This is a genomic window from Litoreibacter halocynthiae, assembly GCF_004365635.1.
In the GTDB taxonomy this organism is placed as follows: domain Bacteria; phylum Pseudomonadota; class Alphaproteobacteria; order Rhodobacterales; family Rhodobacteraceae; genus Litoreibacter; species Litoreibacter halocynthiae.
This window is the reverse complement of record NZ_SOBH01000004.1, coordinates 66939-90072: the sequence shown is the minus strand read 5'-3', so window position 1 is coordinate 90072 and position 23134 is coordinate 66939. Positions and strand designations below refer to the sequence as shown.

Genomic DNA, 23134 nt, shown 5'->3' with positions numbered 1-23134 from the left:
GGACAAAAATTTCACGGAAGTCTTATGAAGCATACGCAGCCGGGCAAGACCAAGACCCTTGGCGCGGACCTGCGGGCGCTGCGTAAGGCGCGTGGGCTGACGTTGTCGGATCTGGCCGAGACCATGGACCGCTCGGTCGGGTGGCTCAGTCAAGTGGAGCGGGACAAGTCGGAGCCGTCGATCACCGATTTGCGCCACATGGCGAAGGCGCTGGACGTGTCTGTTTCGAGTCTATTCCGGCAGGATGCGGTGGTTGCGGAGGAGCAGGGCTTCGTCGTCAGGGCAGGCTCGCGCAGGCCCATCGGCTCGCGGGAGGCCGGGCTGGTCGAGGAGCTTTTGTCCCCTGATCTGACGGATGATTTCGAGGTGGTCCATTCCACCTTCGAGCCGTTCAGCGAGATTGCCGACCCCGTCAACCGCCCGACGCAGGAGGTGGGTTATGTCATCGCTGGCAGGCTTGATCTGTGGGTTGCTGGACGAACCTTTACGCTTAATGTTGGGGACAGCTTTCGTGTCCGTGGTGAGCCGTTCCGCTGGATGAACCCGTACCCGACGCCTGCCGTGGTGATCTGGGTCATCGCCCCGCCGGTGTATTGAGATGTCTTGGGAGGGATGGATCATATTCGCGGTGTTCTGGGTGGTTTTCGTGACCACACCGGGCCCGAACGCGGTTAATTGCATCCAAAACGGCATGACGCACGGGCTGCGGCGGGCCTTGTGGGGCGTGCTAGGTATCCTGACGCAAGCGACCCTGTTCCTGCTGCTTTCGGCGGCTGGCGTCACCGCATTGCTGGCCCAGGCGCCGGAGGCGTTCTTCTGGGGCAAGCTCATCGGCGCCGCGTTTCTGGTGTTCCTTGGCGTCCGCGGGTGGCTCAACGCAGCCAAGCCGGTCAAGCCACGCCATGTCAGTGCGCACTCGATTTACGGGCGGGCGTTCCTGATCGCGACGATCAACATCAAGTCGGTCGCGGGCTATTTTGCCGCCTTCACCCAGTTCGTGCAGCCCGACATTCCGGTCTGGTCGCAGATGTGGGTGATCATGCCCACGGCGCTGGTCATCACGACGCTCAGCTACACGGGCTTCACTGCTATCGGCGCGGGCCTTGGCCGGGCGGCGATCGGGGCGGTGCTCAACGTCTGGGTGCGCCGCGTCATGGCGCTGTGTTTCATCGTCTACGGCGTGCTGCTTGGCAGCGCGTCCACACCGGGGAGGGCGTGATGCTCAAGGGAAGTTGCCTTTGCGGAGGCGCGCGCTTCGAGGCCGACGGGGCGGCGCGGGACCCTGCCGCCTGCCACTGTTCCCAATGTCGCAAGCAATCGGGCCACTACTGGGCGGCGGTGCAGATCGACGACGACAAGTTGCGCGTCGAGGGCGAGGTGAAGTGGTACCAGTCCAGCCCCGCCGCCCGACGCGGGTTCTGCCCGACCTGCGGCGCGTTTCTGTTCTGGAAATCCGACGCCGACCCGGACACGGGCGTGTCCCTTGGTGCGATGGACGGTCCCACGGGGCTGACTTTGGCCCGCCACATATTCACCGCCGACAAGGGCGACTAATACCAGATCACGGACAACGTCCGGCAAGAGGAGCAAGAAGATGAGTGATTTCCCAACAACCGCCCGTGTGGTCATCATCGGCGGCGGGGTCGTCGGCACATCGACCCTATACCACCTTGCCAAAGCAGGCTGGACCGACTGCGTGCTGCTGGAAAAGAACGAGCTGACCGCAGGGTCGACATGGCACGCGGCGGGCAACTGCCCGTCGTTCAGCACGTCTTGGGCGATTATGAACATGCAGCGCTACTCTCTGTCGCTCTACAAGGGGCTGGCGGACGAGGTCGATTATCCGATGAATTACCACGTAACAGGGTCTGTTCGGCTGGGTCACAGCCACGAAAGGATGCAGGAATTCGAACGCGCGCGGGGCATGGGGCGCTATCAGGGTCTCGATCTAGAGATGATGGACCTGAACGACATCAAGGACCGCTATCCCTTCATCGAAACACACGATCTGGCAGGCGGCCTTTGGGACCCTGACGACGGCGACATCGACCCTGCGCAGCTGACACAGGCGCTTGCCAAGGGCGCGCGTCAGATGGGCGCGCGGATCGAGCGGTTTTGCCCCGCGACGGGGGTCTCCAGGGACGGGGACGAGTGGATCGTCCACACCGACAAGGGCGATATCCGCTGCGAAAAGGTGGTGAACGCGGCGGGCTATTACGCGCAGCGCGTGGGGGAGTGGTTCAAGCCCTATGGCGGGCGCACCGTGCCGATGGTGACCATGTCCCACCAGTATTTCCTGACAGACGAAATCCCCGAAATCGCCGCGTGGACCGCCGAGAACGGCCGCAAGGTGCCGCTGCTGCGCGACGTGGATAGCTCTTACTACCTGCGTCAGGACAAGAACGGCCTGAATCTTGGTCCTTACGAGCGCAATTGCAAGGCGCATTGGGTCACGCCGGAAGACCCTATGCCTGAGGATTTCAGCTTCCAGCTTTACCCCGACGATCTGGAGCGTCTGGAGTGGTATATCGAAGACGCGATGGCGCGGGTGCCGCTGCTTGGCAGTCAGGGCGTCAGCCGTGTTATCAACGGCCCTATTCCGTATGCGCCCGATGGCCTGCCGCTGATCGGTCCCATGCCGGGCGTGAAGAACGCTTATGAGGCCTGCGTGTTTACCTTCGGCATCACCCAAGGCGGGGGTGCGGGCAAGGTTGCCGCCGAATGGATCATCCATGGCGAAACCGAATGGGATATGTGGGCCGTCGATCCGCGCCGTTATACTGACTACACCGATCAGGACTATTGCCACGCCAAGGCGATGGAAACCTACGGGCACGAATACGCGATGCACTTTCCGCACCACACATGGCCTGCAGGCCGCGACAAGAAACTGTCACCAGTAGACCCTAAACTGCGGGAATTGGGCGCTGTTATGGGGGCCTATAACGGCTGGGAACGGGCCAACTGGTTTGCCAAATCTGGCGACGACACGTCCGAGGAAAGCACCCAGACATGGGGTCGCAATGGCCCTTGGGCTGCCCGCGTGAAAGAGGAGGTTGAGGCGGTGCGCGACGGTGTGGGCGTACTGGACCTGCCCGGATTCTCGCGGTTCAATCTGTCCGGCGAAGGTGCTGCGGAATACCTGCGCGGCAAGATTGCCGGGGCTTTGCCCAAGGTGGGCCGCATGAACCTCGCCTATTTCCCTGACAGTCGCGGTCGTATTCTTACCGAGATGTCGATCCTGCGGCACGCAGAGGATTTCTTTACCTTGATCACCGCGGCAAGCGCACAGTGGCACGACCGCGACTTGCTGGCGCTTGACCTGCCGGACGTCCTGACGCTGACCGACCACAGCACCGAGTATTCGACCCTGATTGTGACCGGCCCTAAATCGCGCGAACTGTTCGAAGCTCTGGGCACTGATGCCGACTTGTCCGCCCCGTGGTTGACCATTCAGGCGGCCAAGGTCGCGGGTCACGATTGCGCCTTGGCGCGGGTTTCGTTTGCGGGGGAACTTGGGTGGGAAATCCACGCCGACAACGCCACCATGCCAACGCTTTACGACGCAGTGCTTGGCGCGGGTGCAAAACCTTTCGGGATGTTCGCGCTGAACTCCATGCGCATGGAAAAAGGCTACCGCGCGTGGAAAGGCGATTTGTCCACGGATTACACGCTGCTGGAAGGGGGGCTGGAGCGCTTCATTCGCTTCGACAAGCCGCAGGACTTCCCCGGCAAGGCGGCGTTGCTGTCGGAGAAGCAGCAAGGCTCTAAAAAGGCATTTGTGACTTTGGTTGTCGACGCAGGCGACGCCGACGCGCCCCACATGTCGACGATCTGGCACGGCGACGAGGTGGTGGGTGAAACCACGTCGGGCGACTGGGGCTACCGGATCAACAAATCCATCGCATTAGGCATGATCAGAGCCGATTTGGCGCAACCCGGTACGGAGTTGGAGATCGAAATCTACGGTGAGCGCAGACCGGCGCTTGTGCAAGAGGATCAGCCGTTGTGGGACCCTGAAAACAAGCGCATCCGCGCGTAAGAGGATACCTGAAATGACCCTTCCCACACATGCCCGCGTCGTTATCATCGGTGGCGGCGTTATTGGTTGCTCCGTCGCTTATCACCTCGCCAAGCTGGGCTGGAAGGACGTGGTGCTTTTGGAGCGCAAGCAACTGACGTCCGGCACCACATGGCACGCGGCTGGCCTTATCGCTCAGCTTCGCGCGACCAAGAATATGACGAAACTGGCGAAATACAGTCAGGAGCTTTACGGCGATCTGGAGGCCGAGACGAGCGTTGCGACCGGCTTTAAGCGTTGTGGGTCGATCACGGTTGCGCTGACTGACGAGCGACTGGAGGAGATCAACCGCCAAGCCGCGATGGCACGCTCTTTCGGCGTCGAAGCAGAGCCTATTTCGCCGCAAGAGGTGAAGAAGCGCTACGAACATCTCAACATCGACGGTGTGACTGGCGGGGTCTACCTGCCGCTCGATGGGCAGGGCGATCCGGCCAACATCGCGCACGCACTGGCCAAGGGTGCGCGTCAGAATGGCGCTTCAGTGAAAGAGGGGTATCTGGTCACCGACATCCACAAGGAAGGCCGTCGGGTTACGGGTGTGACTTGGGAGGGCAAGGATGGCCAAACAGGCTCTATTCAGGCGGAACATGTCGTTAATTGCGGCGGGATGTGGGGCCATCAGATCGGCAGAATGGCGGGCGTCAATGTGCCACTTCATTCCTGCGAGCACTTCTACATCGTCACCGAAGCCATCCTCGGCCTGGCGCAGATGCCAGTTCTCCGTGTTCCCGACGAATGCGCCTACTACAAGGAAGACGCAGGCAAGATGCTGCTGGGTGCGTTCGAGCCGGTGTCGAAGCCGTGGACGCTCGATATTCCCAAGGATTTCGAGTTCGACCAATTGCCAGAGGATTTCGACCACTTCGAGCCCATTCTGGAGGCCGCTGTGGAGCGCCTGCCGATGCTGGCGGATGCAGGGATACATACGTTCTTCAACGGTCCGGAATCGTTCACGCCGGATGACGCCTACCATCTTGGACTTGCGCCGGAACTGGACAATTTCTGGGTTGCTGCCGGTTTCAACTCCATCGGCATCCAGTCTGCGGGCGGGGCGGGCTCCGCGCTGGCGCAGTGGATGGACGAGGGACAGAAACCGTTTGATCTGGGTGACGTGGACATCAGCCGGATGCAGCCGTTTCAAGGCAATCGGACCTATCTGTTCGAGCGGTCCAAGGAAACGCTCGGCCTGCTCTACGCCGATCACTTCCCCTATCTGCAAAAGAAAACCGCGCGAGGTGTCCGCCGAACGCCGTTTCATGCGCACCTACTGGAGCGCGGTGCGGTGATGGGGGAGCTAGCTGGTTGGGAGCGTGCCAACTGGTTTGCGGATGAAGGGCAGGAGCCAAAGTATGAGTATTCTTGGAAGCGGCAGAACTTCTTTGACAATGTCGCCCGCGAACACAACGCGGTTCGCAGCAATGTGGGCATGTACGATATGTCCTCATTCGGCAAGATCAGGGTCGAAGGGCGCGACGCGGAGGCGTTCATGAACTATGTGGGGGGCGGCGATTATTCCGTGCCAGTGGGCAAGATCGTTTACACCCAGTTTCTGAACGCCAAGGCGGGAATTGAGGCTGACGTGACAGTCACGCGCCTGTCGGAAACGGCCTATTTGGTGGTCACCCCCGCAGCGACGAGACTGGCGGACGAGACTTGGTTGCGCCGTCATCAGGGTAACTTCAGTATTGTGATCACAGACGTGACCGCGGCCGAAGGCGTGCTGGCCGTGATGGGGCCTAATGCGCGAAAGCTGCTCGATAAGGTGTCACCTGCGGATTTCACCAACGCGGTGAACCCTTTTGGCACTGCGCAAGAGATCGAGATCGGCATGGGCCTCGCTCGCGCGCATCGCGTAACTTATGTGGGCGAGTTGGGTTGGGAGATCTATGTCAGCGCCGATCAGGCGGCTCATGTGTTCGAGACCCTGTACAAGGCAGGGCGCGACATGAACCTGAAGCTGTGCGGCATGCACATGATGGACAGCTGTCGGATGGAGAAGGGCTTCCGCCATTTTGGCCACGATATCACCTCCGAGGATCACGTGATGGAGGCGGGGTTGGGTTTTGCGGTCAAGAAGGACAAGCCTGACTTTATCGGGCGGGAGGCGGTGCTTGAGAAGGCCGAAAAGGGTCTAAACATGCGTCTTTTGCAGTTCAAGCTGACCGATCCGGAGCCACTGCTCTACCACGCGGAGCCAGTTCTGCGCGACGGGGAGATCGTCAGTTACCTGACTTCGGGTGCCTATGGGCATCATCTGGGCGCCGCGATGGGCATGGGGTACGTCCCCTGTCAGGGGGAGGCGCTGGCGGATGTGCTGGCATCCAGCTACGAGATCGACGTCGCCGGAACGCGCGTTAAGGCAGAGGTGTCATCAAAGCCGTTTTATGACCCGAAATCGGAGCGCGTGAAGGCCTAGCCCTTGCAACTCGCGGGTGGTGATGGTGAATGGCCATATGACCCGCTTTAACGATGTTCGCCCCCGATCCGAAGACAGCCCCGCCGGGCTGGGTTTTGCCGTCTCGGCGTATTTCCTGTGGGGCTTTCTGCCGCTTTACATAAAGGCGCTGTCGCACATACCTGCGGCCGAAATCGTGGTGCATCGAGTTATCTGGTCGGTGCCAGTGGCGGGACTTGTGCTGATCCTTATGGGACGCACGGGCGATATCAAAACGGCTCTAACAACGCCCAAAATGCTTGCGATGGGCTGCGTTACCGCCACGCTGATATCGCTGAACTGGGGCATTTACATCTGGTCGATCGCGGCGGACCGGGCCTTGGATGCGGCTTTGGGGTATTACATCAATCCGATATTCTCGTTTTTCCTCGGGTTCCTCATCCTGAATGAACGGCTGACACCGCTTCAATGGGCCGCCATCGCGCTGGCGTTTGCGGCTGTCGTGGTGCTGACCCTCGACGCGGGCCGCTTGCCTTGGGCGGCGATCGGGTTGACCGTGACTTGGGGCTTCTACGCGTTCTTCAAGAAATCGCTGCCGATAGGCCCTAATCAGGGCTTTCTGCTGGAGGTTTTGATCCTCTCGATTCCCGCATTGGCGTATTGGATCTACGCGGGCAGCGCGGGCACCAGCCATTTTTCGACCGATACATGGATGCTGCTTGGGTGCGGCGTGGTTACGTCCGTTCCCCTGCTTTTGTATGCGAACGGGGCAAAGCGGCTTCGGCTGACGACCATCGCGATCCTGCAATACATCGCGCCGACGATGATCTTTCTGGTCGCCGTGTTCGTGTTCGGGGAGCCCTTCGGCACCGCCCGCGCCATTGCCTTCCCGATGATCTGGGCGGCGCTGATCCTGTATACCTATTCAATGGTCCGAAACCGTGGGAAGTAGCGACTATAACCCGCCCGCCGATCCGCTCGATATCATCCACGAGGATGCGGACATCCTGTTGGTGAACAAGCCGGCGGGCCTGCTGTCGGTGCCCGGCAAGGGGGAGGGGCTGGCCGATTGCCTCATCACCCGTATTCAGGCCGCTTTCCCGACCGCGTTGCTGGTTCACCGGCTGGATCGGGATACGTCCGGTGTGATGGTTTTTGCTTTGACCAAATCGGCCCAGCGTCACTTGGGGCTTCAGTTCGAAAGACGCCATACCAAGAAGACCTATATCGCGATTGTCGCTGGTGAGGTTGAGGGTAAGACAGGGGAAATCCATTTGCCAATGGTTGTCGATTGGCCAAACCGTCCGCTTCAGCATGTGAATTTCGAGCGTGGAAAACAGGCCGTTACACAATGGCGCCGTGGCGCTGTAAAAGATGGGTCCACCCGGATGCGACTGTACCCGCAGACCGGCCGCTCACATCAACTTAGGGTGCATATGCAGGCTATGGGCCATCCGATACTGGGCGACCCGTTCTATTCAGAAAACGCAGGCGAATATCCACGTATGATGCTTCACGCGGAAAGCTTGAAAATGCGTCATCCGCAAGGCGGAAAATCGGTTGAGTTCAAGGCCAAGCCCCCGTTTTAGCGGTAAGCTAAGCCTTGGATTGCTAACTGCCTCGATAGGTTGAATAACCGAATGGGCTCAGCAGCAACGGGACGTGATAGTGTTGCGCCTCAGACATGCCGAAGCGAAGCGGGATCACATTGAGAAATCTGGGCTCTTCTGGCGGTGTCCCAGTGCGGTCAAGATAATCGCCGGCGTGAAATACCAGCTCATATGTTCCCAACTCAAACTCCTCGGCAGGCAGGATCTGAGCATCTGTCCGCCCGTCATCGTTGGTCACAACCGTTTTCAGGTGAACTCGCTCGTCGCCTGTGATGCGGTAGAGGTCGATTGAAATACCCTCGGCGGGGCAGCCACGGGCGGTGTCTAGGACGTGAGTTGTGAGGTATCCGGACATGAAAAGCTCCTAAGATTTTTATCAGTGTCTCAACTGGTGACGCCGAAAGCAAACCCCGTCAGCGTTAAGGCACTTTCGCGTATTTTTTGAAGACCGAGTTGCGGACTATCTCGCGGCATGGCGGAGCAATTCGTCACTGAACATGGTCCGTGCGCCCCTGCAATGGCGTGGCGCGTCGTCGGTGGTGGTCAGACGTTCATCCTATAGCAGGTTTTTTCGAAGACGGTGATCGGGCCGATCCTCTTTGAGTTCATCCAGCGCAAGGTGGATGACGGGTTTGGGAGGGGCAACTTCCGCGCATAGTTCGAGTTGATCGAAGTGGATCAAATCCAGCGCGGCGTGCCGCTATAAATCCGTGACGGCTTGATCGTGGTTGGAGGCTGTTGCGCTACCGAGTAACGCAACAGCCAAATGCTTAATCGTTCCAGCCGGAAACAGCTTTCACCTCAAGGAATTCCTCGATCCCGAACACGCCGCCTTCACGGCCGTTGCCGGATTGCTTGTATCCGCCAAACGGGGAACCTTGCGCAAAGCCGGATCCATTGGTTTCAACCATACCGGACCGCAGACGACGCGCTACGCGGCGGCGTTTCTCGGTGTCCTCGGTCTGGATGTAGTTTGTCAGGCCGTAGGGCGTGTCGTTTGCCATCTCGATAACCTCAGCCTCGCTGTCGAACGGCATGAGGCAGAGGACAGGGCCAAAGATCTCTTCTTTGTAGATCGTCATGTCCGGCGTGACGTCGGTAAAAATCGTAGGGCGCGCGAAATAACCACGGTTCAGCCCGTCCGGACGTCCGGGCCCCCCGGCCAGGAGTGTCGCACCCTCTTTGATCCCAACTTCGATCAAGCCCTGCACTTTGTCGAACTGCATCTCGGATACAAGTGGGCCGATATGGCCGCCATCCTCCGATGCGGGCGCAACCTTCGTGGCTTCCGCAGCCTCCTCGGCTTGGGCCACGGCCTCGTCAAAACGAGAGCGTTCAACGAACATTCGGGTCGGGGCGTTGCAGCTTTGGCCAGTGTTGCGGAAACAGCGGACGGCACCGTCGGTCACGGCATCTGCGCGGGCGTCAGCAAAGATGATGTTGGCACCTTTGCCGCCAAGTTCCAGCGAAACGCGCTTCAATGTGTCGGCGGCGGATTTGCTGATCAGCTTGCCCGCACGCGAGGATCCGGTGAAGGACACCATATCAACATCAGGATGTGCAGACAGTTGCGAACCAACACCCGGACCATCGCCATTGACCATGTTATAGACGCCGGGCGGGAAGCCTGCTTCGTCCATGAACTCGGAGAACAGAACGCCGGACAGCGGTGCAATTTCGGACGGCTTCAGCACTACGGTACAGCCGGCGGCGATCGCAGGCACAACTTTCAGCACAATTTGGTTCATCGGCCAGTTCCACGGCGTGATAAGGGCGCAGACGCCGATAGGCTCGCGCAGCGTCATCTCGGTGGCTGTGTAGGGGGTATCGAATTCAAAGGTCTCGAACGCGTTGATGAAGCCTTCAAGGTGCCAAGAACCCGCACCGACTTGTTGCGCACGCGACAGCTTCATCGGCGCGCCCATTTCCATGGACATCGCTTGAGCCATTTCCTCGGAGCGCGCTTTGTAGATTTCGAGCAAATTACGGAGCAAGGCAAGCTTCTCTGCCTTTGGTGTGAAGGCCCAGCTTTCAAAAGCAGCGCGCGCGGCGGCTACCGCTGCATTGGTATCGGCCTCACTACCCAGAGAGATCGTAGCACAGACTTCTTCGTTGGACGGGTTGATGACATCAAAGTCATTTGGCGTAGAGGGTGCGACCCATTGACCGTTAATGTAGAAATTCTTGAGATTGGACATGGGATGCTCCGTTCGGGGGTGTGTATGGCAGTTGCTGGTATTATATTGGGGATAGAAACCACAAATGGAAGGGGACCGCCATGGGCCTGCGTATTAACGACACTATTCCGAACATCACGGTAACGACTGATCAAGGCGATATCAGCCTGCATGATTTCGTTGGGGACAACTGGGCCGTTATCTTCTCGCACCCGAAAGACTTCACACCGGTTTGCACAACTGAATTTGGCGCGGTGGCCCAACTTGCCGACGAGTGGGCCAAACGAGGCACCAAAGTTCTGGGCGTGTCTGTGGATGGGGTCGAAGATCACGTCAAATGGAAGCGTGACATCGAGAAAGTAGCGAAAGCCAAGGCCGAGTTTGCGATCGTAGCCGACGAAGATCTGAAGATGGCCAAAGCTTTCGACATGCTGCCCGCAGAGGCATACTTGCCCGACGGTCGCACGCCTGCCGACAGTGCCACCGTGCGCTCGGTTTTTATCGTGGGGCCGGACAAGCAGCTGAAGCTGTCCATGACCTATCCGATGACGGTTGGCCGCAACTTTGCGGAAATTCTGCGGGCGCTGGACGGCTTGCAGATGGCAGCCAAAGGTGTCGCGACACCAGCTAACTGGCAGCAGGGTCAGGATGTGATTGTTCCAACTTCGGTAAACGCTGAAGACGCGGCGGCGAAATTTGGCGAAGTGACAGAGGTATTGCCGTATCTGCGCACGGTTAAAGCACCTGCATAGGCCAACTGTTATTGCTGAAAATGCAAAGGCCGACCCCCATGGGTCGGCCTTTTTCGTGTCTAATGCCGGCTTGTTTAGTGCAAAACGACTTTCGCACCTTTTGGGACTTGCTGGTAGAGATGCGCGATATGAGCGTTGGTAAGCCGCACACACCCGTTGGAGATTGCGGAAGCAATCGTCCAAGGCGCAGACGTTCCGTGGATGCGCAGGAAGGTATCACCCTTGCGCGGAACAAACAGATAGAGCGCGCGTGAGCCTAGCGGGTTGTCGGGTCCGCCGGGTTGGCCATCTTCCCACTTCTTGTAAGCCGCAGGATTGCGCTCGATCATATCTTGCGTCGGTGTCCAGGCGGGCCATTCTTTCTTTGCGCCGACGGTGAACGTGCCGGACTCGTAAAGGCCTGCGCGGCCGATACCGCATGTGTAGCGGATGGCCTTGCCCTCTGGCAGTGTCCAGTAAAGCGCAAAAGCGCGTGGGTCGACATGCACCTCACCAGCAGGCAGGTCGCCTTGCAGGGTGACAATACGAGGTTTGTATTCTTCCGGCATGACCCACGGCTTGCGTTGCGCCAGCGCGGGTGTGCCGATTGCTGCGGCAGCAATGGATGTGGTGAGAAGTGTGCGACGGTCAATCATTCTATGTCCCTTACTATCCTCCCTATGTTCGAGAGGTGGCATTACTCGGGCATTGTAGCGGAGAATTGCCGAAAGGGGCAATAACAGCCACGTGATTACCCCTTCCGCATCAATCTGCAAACTTAGCTTAGGTTAGCAGCAAAATGCGCCAGTGTTCGGTCCCAGGCCAGTTTCGCAGCCGCTTCATCGTAGCGGGGCGTTGTGTCGTTGTGGAAGCCATGGTTTGCGTTCTCGTAAATATGTGCCTCGTATGATTTGCCGTTTTCTTTCAACGCAGCCTCATAGGCAGGCCATCCGGCGTTGATGCGCTCATCCAACCCACCGTAATGGATCAGAAGTGGCGCTTTGATCGCAGGCACGTCCTCGGCATTGGGCTGGCGTCCGTAGAAAGGTACTGAGGCGGCCAAGTTCGGATAAGCCACCGCCAAAGCGTTGCAGACGCCACCACCATAGCAAAAGCCGACTGCGCCAACTTTGCCAGTTGATCCTTCGTGGCTAGCAAGAAACTCGAACGCGGCGAAGAAGTCTTCCATCAGCTTTGTGCTGTCGAGTTCCTTTTGCATGGCGCGTCCGTCGTCGTCGTTGCCCGGGTAGCCACCGAGAGGTGTCAGCCCGTCAGGTCCAAAGGCCAGATATCCCGCCTTGGCGGCACGTCGCACGACATCTTCGATATAGGGGTTCAGCCCACGGTTTTCGTGGATCACAAGTACGGCAGGGAGTTTCCCGGTAGCCCCGGCTGGCTTCGCCATAAGGCCCTTGATGGTGCCGTGGCCTTCGGGGCTTTCGTATTCGACAGTCATGGTTTCGATCTCGGGGTCGTCCGGGGCCACTTGCTGGGCCAAGGCATAGTTCGGTTGCAAGCTTTCCAGAACCACGGCGGCGGTGACACCGGCAGCCACATATTTAGTCGCATTTGACATGAAGGCGCGCTTGGTCATCTTGCCGTGCACGTAGCCGTCATAGAGTTCCAGTAGGCGAGGGTCGAAGTCGGAGGCTTTCTTGCGTTGCATTGGAGTATCTCCTGTTGGGTAACGGGGGACTCAAATTGTAGCACCGCTGCAGCGTTCGGCAATCTGTCATGCAATCACAAAAAAAGCCCCGGCGTTTCCACCGGGGCTTCTGATTTTCAGGAACGGGTTGGAATTTACTCCTCTGCCGCTTCCTCTTTTTTGACTTCTTCGCCAGTTTCCTGATCGACAACTTTCATCGACAGGCGAACCTTGCCGCGATCGTCAAAGCCCAACAGTTTGACTTTCACTTCCTGGCCCTCTTTCAGGACGTCGGAAGGGTGGTTCAAACGGCGGTTTTCGATTTGGGACACGTGGACCAGACCGTCGCGCTTGCCGAAGAAGTTCACGAAAGCGCCGAAGTCGACGATTTTCACGACAGTACCGGTATATACGGCACCTTCTTCTGGCTCTGCCACGATCGAGTGGATCATGTCGTAGGCTTTCTTGATGGCTTCACCGTTCGGCGACGCGATCTTGATGATACCTTCGTCGTTGATGTCCACTTTCGCACCGGACACTTCCACGATCTCGCGGATGACCTTACCGCCAGAGCCGATCACTTCGCGGATTTTATCCGTTGGGATCTGCATGGTCTCAATACGTGGTGCGTGAACCGAGAAGTCACCAGCCGAAGACAGCGCTTTGTTCATCTCGCCCAGAATGTGCATCCGGCCCTCTTTGGCCTGCGCCAGAGCGGTTTTCATGATGGCTGGCGTGATGCCCGCAACCTTGATGTCCATTTGCAACGAGGTGATGCCGTTCTCGGTACCAGCCACTTTGAAGTCCATGTCGCCAAGGTGATCCTCGTCACCCAAGATATCCGACAGAACCGCATAGGAGCCGTCGTCTTCAAGGATCAGACCCATGGCCACGCCGGCAACCGGTGCTTTCAATGGCACACCTGCGTCCATCATGGACAAGGAGCCACCGCAAACGGACGCCATGGAGGACGAGCCGTTGGATTCGGTGATCTCGGAGACCAAGCGGATCGTGTACGGGAAGTCGGTCGGGGCTGGCAGAACGGCCTGAAGGGCGCGCCATGCAAGTTTACCGTGACCGATTTCACGACGACCGGGAGGGCCGAAACGACCAACTTCACCAACCGAATATGGAGGGAAGTTATAGTGCAGCAGGAAGTTAGACTTATACATGCCTTGCAGGCTGTCGATCATCTGCTCGTCATCGCCGGTACCCAATGTGGTCACAACCAGACCTTGGGTTTCGCCACGTGTAAACAGGGCGGAACCGTGGGTCCGTGGCAGCAGGCCAACTTCGGATACGATGTCGCGGATTTCATCCAAGTTACGACCGTCGATGCGTTTCTTGTTCTTCACCACGTCGCCGCGAAGGACTGTGGATTCGAGCTTTTTCAGCGCAGAACCAAGATTCTCGTCGGCGAGTTGCTCTTCCGAAAGACCTTCTTTGGCGGTCTCTTTGGCTGCGGACACAGCGGCGGTGCGCTCCTGCTTGTCAGTGATCGCGTAAGCGGCACGCATGGCTTTTTCACCAGACTTGGCAACGGCCTTGTACAGGTCGGAGTAGTCAGGAGGTGTGAAGTCAAACGGCTCTTTGGCGCATTCGCCAGCGAAGTCGATGATCAGGTCGATCGCAGGCTGGATTTGCTCGTGAGCAAACTCCACGGCGCCAAGCATTTCTTCTTCGGACAGCTCGTAGGCTTCCGATTCAACCATCATCACAGCGTCTTTGGTGCCTGCAACAACAAGGTCCAAACGCTGCTCTGGGTTGTAGCGCAGGTTGTGCATGTCATCGAGTTCTGGGTTCAGGATGTAGTCGCCATCCTCAAAACCCACGCGGCAGGCCGCAATCGGACCCATGAACGGCGCGCCGGAAATGGTTAGCGCAGCAGAGGCTGCGATCATCGCAACCATGTCAGGGTCGTTGACCAGATCGTGGGACAGCACGGTGCAGATCACCAGAACTTCGTTTTTGAAGCCGGGGACGAACAGCGGGCGGATCGGACGGTCGATCAGACGCGAAGTCAGGGTTTCTTTCTCGGTGGGGCGGGCCTCACGCTTGAAGAAGCCGCCGGGGATTTTACCCGCAGCGTAGTATTTCTCGTTGTAGTGAACGGTCAGCGGGAAGAAGTCCTGACCCGGCTTTTGCGCTTTCGCAAAAGTCACGGCGGCCATAACAGAGGTCTCGCCGTAGGTGGCAATCACGCAGCCGTCGGCTTGACGGGCAATCTTGCCGGTTTCGAGTGTCAGCGTTTCTTCGCCCCACTCGATGGATTTTTTAGTCACGTTAAACATGTGTCGTTTCCTATATGGGAGCACTCCCGGCGTTCCGGGTCTCCCGTGTAAATGGCGGCCCCATTGCCGCCGACCCCTATCCTTTATGCATACGCCTAGGGTCAGGGCGCACAGTCTCAGATGTGCGGGCTATATAGGGGTTTGAGGCGTTTGGGAAGTGGGGAGCTTGGGCAGAGCGCCAATGCTGCCTAACATGATCAATTAGAAGTGCGAAGCTTCTCAAGTTCACCAAGGGTTTGGTCCTCAAAATCAGCATTCGGAGCATATGACAGCCGAAGAAAATCGGCTACGAGGCTAGGAAAGGGGTTTTTGACACTAATGCGGGAATTTGTGGTGAATCGAGCATGACAAAGGGCGCAGGAGAGTTGCGCGTTGATTTCGTCAGCGGGGCTGTTGCGCATCGCCTTCGGTTCGGAGGGGGGCGAGGGCAAGCGCTGGCAAAAGCCATGGGGCTACGCGCGGGCAAGACGCCTGCGATTGTTGATGCAACGGCCGGCTTGGGCCGAGACGCATTCTTGTTGGCGTCTTTAGGGGCGCAGGTTACGTTGATCGAGCGGTCGGAACACATGCATGCGTTGTTGGCGCAGGGTATGGAGTGCGCCTTCAAAGAAGGGGGCGAGTTTCGTGATATTATTAACCGGATGACGCTGTTGAGAGGCGATGCGAAAGACGTGCTGCCTGACCTGTCTTGCGAAGCAATCCTGATCGACCCGATGCATCCACCGCGCAAAAACTCTGCTCTGGTGAAGCGTGAGCTACGCCAAGTCCGCGAAATTGTTGGAACGGATGATGATGCCGCCGATCTTGTGCGTGTGGCGCTTGCGAATGCACGCAATCGAGTGGTTTTAAAATGGCCAGCGAAGGCGGATCCAATCGAGGGGATACGGGCGTGTTCCCATCAAATATTGGGGAAATCAACGCGCTACGATGTTTTCATGACTGGCTGAAAGGCGGGGCGCTTCGTTATTGCCAATTCGACTGGATACATTGCCCGACATGTAAAATCGCCCGCCAAGTGGGGCGGGCGTTCTATTGATTTCAACCTGTAGCAGTACGCAAGTTTCCTAGGAAACCGATCATACAGCGTGGTGCAAATGGCCTAGCGACGAATGCCAAGGCGTTTGATCAGGTCTTGGTAGCGCGCTTCGTCTTTGCCTTTGGTGTAATCCAGTAGCTTACGACGCAGAGCAACCATCTTCAAAAGGCCACGACGACCGTGGTTGTCTTTTTTGTGGGTTTTGAAGTGCTCGGTCAGCGTGGTGATGCGCGAAGTAAGGATAGCGACCTGAACTTCAGGCGAACCGGTGTCGCCCTCTTTGGTCGCGAATTCCTTCATCAGGCGTGCTTTTTCTTCAGCAGTAATCGACATCGGGGTCTCCTTTTAAAGGTTAGTGTGAATGGCGCAGGCCGGGATGTCGTCCAGCAAGGCCCATGGAGTGCACCGCTATTGCTAGCGGATGGGCGCGTATAGGTCGTTTTGGTACGAATGGAAAGCCCGAATCTTTGCATCGCTGAAAGGTGGTATTCCGGGCTAAATCAAGCAGGTGCGATACCGGTTAGCACGATTGAATCACATAAAATCACGCACTTGGCGTCTCTGTCCTCCAAACGGAAACAATGGAAGCAGTGTGGCAGAAGTTTGTCCAAAATATGGCGATTTGTCTGGCCCGTCACCTAATCCTTAACATATGATTAACAAAGTTTGTTTTGTAAAAATCCCTGGGGAGTAAGAACGATGGTCGGAGTAATAGGTCTTTTGGCGTTGGTTGGTTTGCTGAGCGCTATCTTTGATTCTGATAGTGACGATGCCGCGCCGGTAGACCCTATAGAGCCGGGCGACCTCATTGGTACCAATGGTGACGACGAGCTGACAGGCACGATGGATATCGACATCATGGAAGGCCATGCGGGTGATGACGTGATCTCCGGCCTTGAAGGGGGCGACACCATTGCTGCGGGTCGCGGCGATGACACCGTGTTTGGTGGTGACGGAAATGACGACCTGCGGGGAAGCTTTGGCGACGACACGATTTTCGGCGATGCCGGTGACGATCAGATCAACGGTGGCGACGGTGACGATAGAATCGACGGCGGTGACGGCGACGATGCGATTATCGGTGCTGGCGGCAATGACGTTATTTTGGGTGGCGTAGGTGCTGACGTCATTCGCGGTAGCGGCGGGAACGACCTAATCGGTGGTGGTGACGGCAACGACACGATTGGTGGCGGAAACGGCGATGACCGTCTGAGCGGTGGCGCAGGCGATGACGTAATCGAAGGCGAAGCAGATAATGACTCGATCTTGGGTGACGCGGGCGACGACACACTCGCCGGTGGTGCAGGCAACGATCTCGTCTTTGGTGGCGACGGAAACGATATCGTTGGTGGCGGCCTTGGTGATGACGAAATAGCAGGCGGTTTTGGCGTCGATATTTTACGTGGTGGCCAGGGCAATGACTATGTCTTCGGTACTTTCTTCTCGTTCGAAACGGGTGAGGAAATCGACGAGGGAGACCAGCTGTTCGGCAATGAAGGTGACGACTTTCTATATATTGGCAACGGCGATGTAGCCACTGGTGGGATCGGTGCTGACACCTTTGCGACCGGCACCTTCATCAACGCTGAATCCGCAGGTACGGTGAAAGACTTCAACTCTGAGGAAGATGTCATCGAACTTCGCTATGACGGCACCGAAGGCGACGCGCCTGAGGTTGGAATTGTTTCCAATGCAGACGGATCTGCGGACATCACTCTTGGCGGTGTTGTCGTGCTTAAGGTTACTACGCCTGGCGATTTGGCTGTCGAGGACATCACTCTGGTCGATAGCCTTCAGGTCACGCCGACGATCAATGTCGGTCCGGGGTCCGCGCCAGCGGTGGCAGATGAAGAGCCCGTTGTCGAAGAGGAAGTTTCGACTGAAGAAGAAGCTGCGGAAGCTACACCTGTCGTGGTTGCGACCCCAGCTGATGAAGCCGCTGCGGCTTAATTCCTACGTCTTCATTCCGATCCAAAAAATGCCCAGAAGCAGTCGAGCACTGCTTCTGGGTTTTCTTCCATTACAAAGTGACCGCTGATGCAGGATTGGGAACTGACCTGATCGGCCCAGCTGCTCCATAGATCTTCGGGATTGCCAGTTTGACCCGGAAATCCGCCCTCTGCCCAAAGGAAGCGCAAGGGCGCTGCGATTTTCCGCCCAAGGGCTTTGTCTGAATCATCCAGCTTTCTGTCGAACGTTGCACCAGCCCTGTAGTCTGCACACATCGCATGGATACGGGCGGGGTTCCTCGCCTGCGCACGATAGCTTTCCAAGGCGGGTTCAGGGAAGATATCCAGCGACTTCGCGTTGACCCAGCTCTTTAAAGTGTGATCGACATAGGCTTCAGGGTCCGCATTTATCATGTTCTCCGGGAGCGGGTAGGGCTGGGCGAGAAAGGTCCAGTGATAGGCCTTATACGCAAGCTCCGCATTCCACGCCTGCCAGAAATCGCCAGTGGGAACGATCTCTATGATACCTAGGCGATCAAGCCGTTCGGCGTGGTCCAGCGCAAAGCGGTAGGCAACACGCCCGCCGCGATCATGGCCAAGTACATGCGCACGGTCGTGGCCAAAGTGATCGAGCACACCAACCATATCCTGAGCCATCTGCCGCTTGGAATAGGTCGCGTGATCCACACTGGTGTCTTTAGGCGCGTCGCTGTCGCCATAGCCACGCAGATCGGGAACAATGCAAGTAAACTTTTCTGCGAAATGCGGGGCGATATTGAGCCAGCACATATGGTTTTGAGGATAACCATGGAGCAGCAAAAGCGCCGGTCCGCTGCCTGCCACGTGAACTGACAAGACCATACCACCCACGTCAACGTCGTGGCGGGTAAACCCCGGGAGTTTTGATTTGGTATCTAGCTTGGTCATTGCGCGCTCCAGATGTGGCGTCTTCATAAGGAGGGCAAGCGGCGGCGCGATCAAGGGCAGACTACGAAACGACGGTATTCAATCCCACAACTCGGGCTGCTTGGCATAGGCGATGTATAGCGGGTGCTTGGGGTGCCCTGCCTTGCTCAGGCCAAGGTGATACAGTGAGCTTCCAGTTGCCCGCATCAGCGTCTCGACTGTCGGGCCGCGATCCAAATGTGCCCCATGCGTGCCCCACGCGGCGACAACTGTATCCGCCCACTGGCATGCGTCGCTGATGGCCTCATCATTTGCAGCGCCGATAGGTTCCTTGGCTTTACGCATTTTGAACGGGTCGGTGTCACGCCATGCGAAAATGTTGCAAACACGAAAGGCACCGAAGCCCAACGCCCTCGCGCGGCGCTCGCAGCGCTCGACCGTAGGGTCGTTTTGGACCTCGGTCGCGGTGGACGGGTTGAGCATGACGAAGGAAACTTTGCGGCCCCCATCGTCCCAGATGCGCGTCAGTGCGTAGCGATAGCGTTCGCAGTCGGAATAAACCGCCGTCGACGCTGCGTCGCCCTTCAAATGTGTGCGGGTAATCATGGGCCAGCTTGTGCCAGCCCACGGGCTTCGGTTCAAGCCTCGTGCTGCTGGCTGAATGGCCCGCGCTCGATCACATAGACGGCCACCAGCGCGTAGACGATATGACCCCAGAACGCGACCCAAGTGATGTCGGTAAAGCCAAGGAAAGGCGGGTTACCAGCGATCAGATGGGCGACGAAGTACAATGCGAAGACCCATAGGCCGATGCCGTAAACGGTGGCGGTGATGGCCCAATGCAGGTTCGGGATTGACTTGCGCTGGATCGGGCGGGCGACCAACAGATAGCCAAGGGTGTAGACAAACATTCCAGTTAGGATGTGCATGATGTCGCCGGCACCTTTCGGGATGTCCCCGAAGATGGTCTTGAGTGTCGCGGTGGCAAGCCCGACTGGGGCGAGTTTGGCGAAACCGAAAGCGGGCGACAGGCCTTGGCCGAACAGATCGAACGCGATGGTGGCGAGGCCACCTGCCAAAAGGACGCTCCAGACCTGACGGGAAAGATTGGATTTGGTGGTCATGAGGGTGCTCCAGAAATGCTGTGTTGCAATGTTTCTGGGCGATTTGTGCGTTTGTGAACAGATGCCTCACGAAGTCGCGCAACCTGCGCGACCATGTCGTGAGCTTTGTTACAGTTCCGGCAAATTTTCCGAAACAATACCCCACATCCGCGTGAGCGGCGGCGCGATTGTTACAATCAGTTGGTGTTGAACACCCGCGACGGATGCAATTCGCCCGCTTTGTAGCGCCCCACGGCGACGGCTTGACCGTTCAGCGAGGCCCACGCCTCGTCGCCATATTGCACACCCGTGCCGATTACCATGCCGGGGTTGCCGTTGCGCAGCTTCACAGCGCCACTTTCGGTAGTAGGCAGTTCTGGCAGGTCTACAAGGCCGATTTCCAAGGGGCCGAGGAACTCCATAATGGCGTCGGTTTTGGCAACGGCGTCGAGTTCTTCCAAAGTGACGCCATCCTCAACGTCAAACGGGCCAGACCATGTGCGGCGCAGTTCGCGGACGTGACCGAAGCAGCCAAGCGCCTCTCCTAAATCCCGCGCAATGGAACGCACGTAGCCGCCCTTGCCACAGACCATTTCTAGCGTGACATGGTCAGGGTCCGGGCGCTCTACGAGCACGAGGCTTTCGACAAAAAGAGGGCGGGCGGTGAGCTCGACTTCTTCGCCGTCTCGGGCGAGCTTGTAGGCGCGCTGCCCGTCAATTTTCACGGCTGAAAACTTTGGCGGGACCTGGATGATTTCGCCGGTTAAGGCAGGCAAGGCAGCTTCGATCTCATTATCGGACGGTCTTGTTTCACTTTCTGACAAGACCTCGCCTTCCGCGTCGTCGGTATTGGTCGATTGTCCCAAACGCACAGTAAAGCGATAAGCTTTCATGGCGTCGGTTACAAAAGGCACCGTTTTGGTGGCTTCGCCCAGAGCCACAGCCAGTACACCAGTCGCATCAGGATCCAGTGTGCCTGCGTGACCCGCCTTCTTGGCGTCGAACGCCCAGCGCACCTTGTTCACCACCGAGGTGGAGGTGATCCCTGCGGGTTTGTCGATGACGACCCATCCGGAAATATCGCGGCCTTTTTTGCGGCGTCCCATGGTGCGCTCCTGCGTAGTAAAGGGTCGGGTGCTATTGCGGGTGGCGGCGGGCGTCAATGTCTATTGCGACGGCAGCGCCTGTCCGATGATCGGGCCCATCCGAGGCCCTGCGTCAGAACGGCCAAGCTCCGCTGAGAACAAGCGCGACACCGAGCCGTCCAGAAACAGCGCATTGGGGCTGTCGAGTTCATCTCGGAACAACGTAGCCATGTCGTGAAACCGCACGAACCCGTTGGAAATAACAAAATGCGACCGCCCCTGCGTGTCGACCCCCACCCCGTTACGGCGCTTCTTGGAGGTGCTGTCGGCGGTGAACTTGGGATGCAACTTGCCGTCGATCACGAACATTGGACCGGACTGCGTGGCGATACGACAAGTCGGCGTGTTCGCTGCGTAAGCGCGGCTTTCGATCACCTTCGCTGTTTGCCCTTCAACACAAAATACCCCGTTTGGCAGCAGTCCGAAATTGCCTGGACCTTCGCGGGTCACCAAACCGGCCTGTTCCTTGTAGTCGGATACAAACAACCCCACTGCACGGCGGTCCTCATGGAACATGCCGCCGTTCATGGCGAAGGTCAGTGTTTTGCCCTGCTCGCCCAGAAGCTCTTGCAGGCTGAAGAACTCGCCGATGACGAGGTCATCATTGTCTTTCAGCCAAAGCTCCAGCGTGGTGGGGTTCTCAACGGTGCAGACCGTATAGCTGTCGCCTAGATGCGTTAAATCGCGACAGCCATCGGCCAGCGCGGGGGATGCCAAGAGGCAGACGAGGGCGGCGTATCTAATCTTCGCCAGCATCGTCGTCTTTAGCCAGATCGCGACGAACGGCCTCGCTGGCGAACAGGCGGTTGGTTTCTTCGATGCGGTCAAACGTGTCATCAAGCATGAAGCGAATGTCAGGCGAATGTTTCACGGACATCTGTTTGGTAATGACATGGCGGATTTCACCCTTGTTGCGGGCAAGCGCTTGCAGCGCCTCTTCCTTGTCCTTGCCACCTAGCGGCAAAACAAAGGCCGTGGCGATGCGCAGGTCGGGGGTGACGCGCACCTCGCTGACTGTGATCGACATGCGGTTCAGGTCCGGATCGTGGATTTCCCCACGGTTGAGAACTTCCGACAGAGTACGCCGGATAAGCTCGCCCACACGAAGTTGTCGTTGCGATGGGCCTGCGCCCGCGAATTTTGAATTCTTAGCCATGGCCTCGCACTTAAGCCCCTTGCCAGCCCCTTGCAACAGGCCCTACACCCTTTGGGCTGTAGTATATGAGGGTTACGCTATGACAGGCATCGTGATTACCGGCGCATCTGGCCGCATGGGGCAAATGCTGATCGAGACTGTTCAGGCCTCGGAGCATGCGCATCTTGTTGGTGCAATCGAGCGTGAAGGCCACCCGTGGGTTGGTCAGGATCTGGGCTTGGCGATGGGGCAGGCCAAAATGAATGTGCCCGTGGTGTCAGACCCCATTGAGGTTGTCAAAGACGCGCAGGCCATCATCGATTTCACCACGCCCGCTGCGACCGTTGCCATGGCCGAGCTGGCCGCACAGGCCCGCGCGGTTCATGTGATTGGGACTACCGGACTTAGCGACGATGACCTCGCCAAGATCAAAGCCGCCGCCCGCCACGCGCCGATTGTGCGCGCGGGCAACATGAGCCTCGGGGTGAACTTGCTGGTGCAGCTGACCAAAAAGGTCGCCGCCGCATTGGATGAAGATTACGACATCGAAGTCGTCGAAGCGCATCACCGCCACAAGGTCGACGCGCCGTCTGGCACAGCATTGATGCTGGGCGAAGCTGCCGCCGAGGGTCGCGGTGTTTCGTTGGCAGACGTCAAAGACAGCGGCCGCGACGGCATCACCGGCGCACGCAAACGCGGCGATATCGGCTTCTCGGCCATTCGCGGTGGCGATGTAGTGGGGGAGCACGACGTAATCTTCGCCGCCGACGGCGAACGCATCGTGTTGCGCCACCTAGCCACCGACCGCGCGGTCTTCGCTCGAGGGGCTTTGAAGGCCGCACTCTGGGGGCAGGGTAAAGGTCCGGGTGAGTACGATATGCTGGATGTGTTGGGGCTTTAGGGCGCTAGTGTGACCTTCAGGGGGCCGTG

General features: G+C 58.1%; 23 protein-coding genes and 1 pseudogene. 12 read left to right on the top strand and 12 right to left on the bottom strand.

What is annotated here, in order from left to right; genetic code table 11:
- Window positions 1-24 precede the first annotated feature (24 nt).
- Genes BDE40_RS15750 through BDE40_RS15720 form a run of 7 tightly spaced genes read left to right on the top strand, consistent with a single transcriptional unit; the run spans window position 25 to window position 8065 of the window.
- A complete protein-coding gene (locus BDE40_RS15750) occupies window positions 25-597 on the top strand; it encodes a helix-turn-helix domain-containing protein (protein ID WP_134016154.1) in 573 nt (190 codons plus the stop codon).
- Window position 598: 1 nt separating this feature from the next.
- On the top strand, window positions 599-1219 hold the full coding sequence (locus BDE40_RS15745) for a LysE family translocator (protein ID WP_134016152.1): 621 nt from the start codon (window positions 599-601) through the stop codon (window positions 1217-1219).
- Entirely contained in the window at window positions 1219-1554 is a 336-nt protein-coding gene (locus BDE40_RS15740) for a GFA family protein (RefSeq protein ID WP_134016150.1), read from the top strand. The genes BDE40_RS15745 and BDE40_RS15740 overlap by 1 nt, the downstream gene beginning before the upstream one ends.
- 40 nt (window positions 1555-1594) lie before the next feature.
- Window positions 1595-4042, top strand: a complete 2448-nt coding sequence (locus tag BDE40_RS15735; RefSeq protein ID WP_134016148.1) for a GcvT family protein — start codon at window positions 1595-1597, stop codon at window positions 4040-4042.
- A 13-nt stretch (window positions 4043-4055) separates the two neighbouring features.
- Entirely contained in the window at window positions 4056-6497 is a 2442-nt protein-coding gene (locus BDE40_RS15730) for a GcvT family protein (protein ID WP_134016146.1), read from the top strand.
- Between the two features lie 37 nt (window positions 6498-6534).
- The gene (gene rarD / locus BDE40_RS15725; protein WP_134016144.1) at window positions 6535-7428 is read left to right on the top strand and encodes an EamA family transporter RarD; all 894 of its coding nucleotides are present in this window, start codon (window positions 6535-6537) and stop codon (window positions 7426-7428) included.
- Window positions 7418-8065, top strand: a complete 648-nt coding sequence (locus BDE40_RS15720; RefSeq protein WP_246030485.1) for an RluA family pseudouridine synthase — start codon at window positions 7418-7420, stop codon at window positions 8063-8065. Before rarD ends, BDE40_RS15720 begins: the two co-directional genes overlap by 11 nt.
- 22 nt (window positions 8066-8087) lie before the next feature.
- Here BDE40_RS15720 and uraH read toward each other — a convergent pair whose 3' ends face one another.
- The gene (uraH, locus tag BDE40_RS15715) at window positions 8088-8441 is read right to left on the bottom strand and encodes a hydroxyisourate hydrolase (protein ID WP_134016140.1); all 354 of its coding nucleotides are present in this window, start codon (window positions 8439-8441) and stop codon (window positions 8088-8090) included.
- Between the two features lie 174 nt (window positions 8442-8615).
- On the opposite strand from uraH, the pseudogene BDE40_RS18445 reads away from it, so the two are divergent.
- Window positions 8616-8744, top strand: a pseudogene (locus tag BDE40_RS18445) (4-hydroxyphenylpyruvate dioxygenase); the annotation flags it as partial.
- 112 nt (window positions 8745-8856) lie between these two features.
- On the opposite strand, the gene BDE40_RS15705 reads toward BDE40_RS18445, so the two are convergent.
- Window positions 8857-10284, bottom strand: a complete 1428-nt coding sequence (locus BDE40_RS15705; RefSeq protein ID WP_134016138.1) for an aldehyde dehydrogenase family protein — start codon at window positions 10282-10284, stop codon at window positions 8857-8859.
- An 80-nt stretch (window positions 10285-10364) separates the two neighbouring features.
- Here BDE40_RS15705 and BDE40_RS15700 point away from each other — a divergent pair, with 80 nt between their 5' ends.
- The gene (locus tag BDE40_RS15700) at window positions 10365-11015 is read left to right on the top strand and encodes a peroxiredoxin (RefSeq protein ID WP_134016136.1); all 651 of its coding nucleotides are present in this window, start codon (window positions 10365-10367) and stop codon (window positions 11013-11015) included.
- Between the two features lie 74 nt (window positions 11016-11089).
- Here the strand turns inward: BDE40_RS15700 and BDE40_RS15695 are convergent, their stop codons facing one another.
- The 3 genes from BDE40_RS15695 to pnp form a co-directional block, all read right to left on the bottom strand.
- A complete protein-coding gene (locus BDE40_RS15695; RefSeq protein WP_073145664.1) occupies window positions 11090-11650 on the bottom strand; it encodes a L,D-transpeptidase in 561 nt (186 codons plus the stop codon).
- A 122-nt stretch (window positions 11651-11772) separates the two neighbouring features.
- Complete coding sequence (gene yghX / locus BDE40_RS15690; protein ID WP_134016134.1) at window positions 11773-12660, bottom strand: YghX family hydrolase; 888 nt, start codon at window positions 12658-12660, stop codon at window positions 11773-11775.
- 134 nt (window positions 12661-12794) lie between these two features.
- Entirely contained in the window at window positions 12795-14930 is a 2136-nt protein-coding gene (gene pnp, locus BDE40_RS15685) for a polyribonucleotide nucleotidyltransferase (RefSeq protein ID WP_134016132.1), read from the bottom strand.
- Window positions 14931-15274: 344 nt separating this feature from the next.
- Here pnp and BDE40_RS15680 point away from each other — a divergent pair, with 344 nt between their 5' ends.
- Window positions 15275-15877, top strand: a complete 603-nt coding sequence (locus BDE40_RS15680) for a class I SAM-dependent methyltransferase (RefSeq protein WP_134016130.1) — start codon at window positions 15275-15277, stop codon at window positions 15875-15877.
- A gap of 152 nt (window positions 15878-16029) precedes the next feature.
- Here the strand turns inward: BDE40_RS15680 and rpsO are convergent, their stop codons facing one another.
- A complete protein-coding gene (gene rpsO / locus BDE40_RS15675; RefSeq protein ID WP_073145673.1) occupies window positions 16030-16299 on the bottom strand; it encodes a 30S ribosomal protein S15 in 270 nt (89 codons plus the stop codon).
- Window positions 16300-16665: 366 nt separating this feature from the next.
- On the opposite strand from rpsO, the gene BDE40_RS15670 reads away from it, so the two are divergent.
- Window positions 16666-17916, top strand: coding sequence for a calcium-binding protein (locus BDE40_RS15670; RefSeq protein ID WP_134016129.1), 1251 nt, complete (start codon window positions 16666-16668; stop codon window positions 17914-17916).
- 11 nt (window positions 17917-17927) lie between these two features.
- On the opposite strand, the gene BDE40_RS15665 is transcribed toward BDE40_RS15670, so the two are convergent.
- The 6 genes from BDE40_RS15665 to rbfA all read right to left on the bottom strand — a co-directional run bounded on the left by BDE40_RS15665 (window position 17928) and on the right by rbfA (window position 22225).
- Window positions 17928-18842, bottom strand: a complete 915-nt coding sequence (locus BDE40_RS15665; protein WP_134016127.1) for an alpha/beta hydrolase — start codon at window positions 18840-18842, stop codon at window positions 17928-17930.
- Window positions 18843-18920: 78 nt separating this feature from the next.
- Window positions 18921-19427: a DUF1643 domain-containing protein gene (locus tag BDE40_RS15660; protein ID WP_134016125.1), complete on the bottom strand. Its 507-nt coding sequence runs from the start codon at window positions 19425-19427 to the stop codon at window positions 18921-18923.
- 32 nt (window positions 19428-19459) lie between these two features.
- Window positions 19460-19945: a hypothetical protein gene (locus BDE40_RS15655; RefSeq protein WP_134016123.1), complete on the bottom strand. Its 486-nt coding sequence runs from the start codon at window positions 19943-19945 to the stop codon at window positions 19460-19462.
- 176 nt (window positions 19946-20121) lie between these two features.
- Window positions 20122-21030 carry a tRNA pseudouridine(55) synthase TruB gene (gene truB / locus BDE40_RS15650; RefSeq protein ID WP_134016121.1) on the bottom strand — a complete coding sequence of 303 codons (909 nt, stop codon included), beginning with the start codon at window positions 21028-21030 and terminating at the stop codon, window positions 20122-20124.
- 60 nt (window positions 21031-21090) lie between these two features.
- A complete protein-coding gene (locus BDE40_RS15645) occupies window positions 21091-21825 on the bottom strand; it encodes a phosphodiester glycosidase family protein (RefSeq protein WP_134016119.1) in 735 nt (244 codons plus the stop codon).
- The gene (gene rbfA / locus BDE40_RS15640) at window positions 21809-22225 is read right to left on the bottom strand and encodes a 30S ribosome-binding factor RbfA (protein WP_134016117.1); all 417 of its coding nucleotides are present in this window, start codon (window positions 22223-22225) and stop codon (window positions 21809-21811) included. The genes BDE40_RS15645 and rbfA overlap by 17 nt, the downstream gene beginning before the upstream one ends.
- Window positions 22226-22304: 79 nt before the next feature.
- Between rbfA and dapB the strand changes: the two genes are divergently transcribed.
- Entirely contained in the window at window positions 22305-23105 is an 801-nt protein-coding gene (dapB, locus tag BDE40_RS15635; RefSeq protein WP_134016115.1) for a 4-hydroxy-tetrahydrodipicolinate reductase, read from the top strand.
- Window positions 23106-23134: the final 29 nt, after the last annotated feature.

Bases quoted from the DNA above. Each gene is read 5' to 3' on its own strand.
- BDE40_RS15645 (WP_134016119.1), bottom strand. From the start codon at position 21,825: ATGCTGGCGAAGATTAGATACGCCGCCCTCGTCTGCCTCTTGGCATCC.
- rarD (WP_134016144.1), top strand. From the start codon at position 6,535: ATGACCCGCTTTAACGATGTTCGCCCCCGATCCGAAGACAGCCCCGCC.
- BDE40_RS15660 (WP_134016125.1), bottom strand. From the start codon at position 19,427: ATGATTACCCGCACACATTTGAAGGGCGACGCAGCGTCGACGGCGGTT.
- BDE40_RS15745 (WP_134016152.1), top strand. From the start codon at position 599: ATGTCTTGGGAGGGATGGATCATATTCGCGGTGTTCTGGGTGGTTTTC.
- rpsO (WP_073145673.1), bottom strand. From the start codon at position 16,299: ATGTCGATTACTGCTGAAGAAAAAGCACGCCTGATGAAGGAATTCGCG.
- BDE40_RS15705 (WP_134016138.1), bottom strand. From the start codon at position 10,284: ATGTCCAATCTCAAGAATTTCTACATTAACGGTCAATGGGTCGCACCC.
- dapB (WP_134016115.1), top strand. From the start codon at position 22,305: ATGACAGGCATCGTGATTACCGGCGCATCTGGCCGCATGGGGCAAATG.
- BDE40_RS15735 (WP_134016148.1), top strand. From the start codon at position 1,595: ATGAGTGATTTCCCAACAACCGCCCGTGTGGTCATCATCGGCGGCGGG.
- BDE40_RS15700 (WP_134016136.1), top strand. From the start codon at position 10,365: ATGGGCCTGCGTATTAACGACACTATTCCGAACATCACGGTAACGACT.
- uraH (WP_134016140.1), bottom strand. From the start codon at position 8,441: ATGTCCGGATACCTCACAACTCACGTCCTAGACACCGCCCGTGGCTGC.
- pnp (WP_134016132.1), bottom strand. From the start codon at position 14,930: ATGTTTAACGTGACTAAAAAATCCATCGAGTGGGGCGAAGAAACGCTG.
- BDE40_RS15750 (WP_134016154.1), top strand. From the start codon at position 25: ATGAAGCATACGCAGCCGGGCAAGACCAAGACCCTTGGCGCGGACCTG.
- BDE40_RS15665 (WP_134016127.1), bottom strand. From the start codon at position 18,842: ATGACCAAGCTAGATACCAAATCAAAACTCCCGGGGTTTACCCGCCAC.
- BDE40_RS15740 (WP_134016150.1), top strand. From the start codon at position 1,219: ATGCTCAAGGGAAGTTGCCTTTGCGGAGGCGCGCGCTTCGAGGCCGAC.
- truB (WP_134016121.1), bottom strand. From the start codon at position 21,030: ATGGGACGCCGCAAAAAAGGCCGCGATATTTCCGGATGGGTCGTCATC.
- BDE40_RS15670 (WP_134016129.1), top strand. From the start codon at position 16,666: ATGGTCGGAGTAATAGGTCTTTTGGCGTTGGTTGGTTTGCTGAGCGCT.
- BDE40_RS15730 (WP_134016146.1), top strand. From the start codon at position 4,056: ATGACCCTTCCCACACATGCCCGCGTCGTTATCATCGGTGGCGGCGTT.
- BDE40_RS15655 (WP_134016123.1), bottom strand. From the start codon at position 19,945: ATGACCACCAAATCCAATCTTTCCCGTCAGGTCTGGAGCGTCCTTTTG.
- rbfA (WP_134016117.1), bottom strand. From the start codon at position 22,225: ATGGCTAAGAATTCAAAATTCGCGGGCGCAGGCCCATCGCAACGACAA.
- yghX (WP_134016134.1), bottom strand. From the start codon at position 12,660: ATGCAACGCAAGAAAGCCTCCGACTTCGACCCTCGCCTACTGGAACTC.
- BDE40_RS15680 (WP_134016130.1), top strand. From the start codon at position 15,275: ATGACAAAGGGCGCAGGAGAGTTGCGCGTTGATTTCGTCAGCGGGGCT.
- BDE40_RS15695 (WP_073145664.1), bottom strand. From the start codon at position 11,650: ATGATTGACCGTCGCACACTTCTCACCACATCCATTGCTGCCGCAGCA.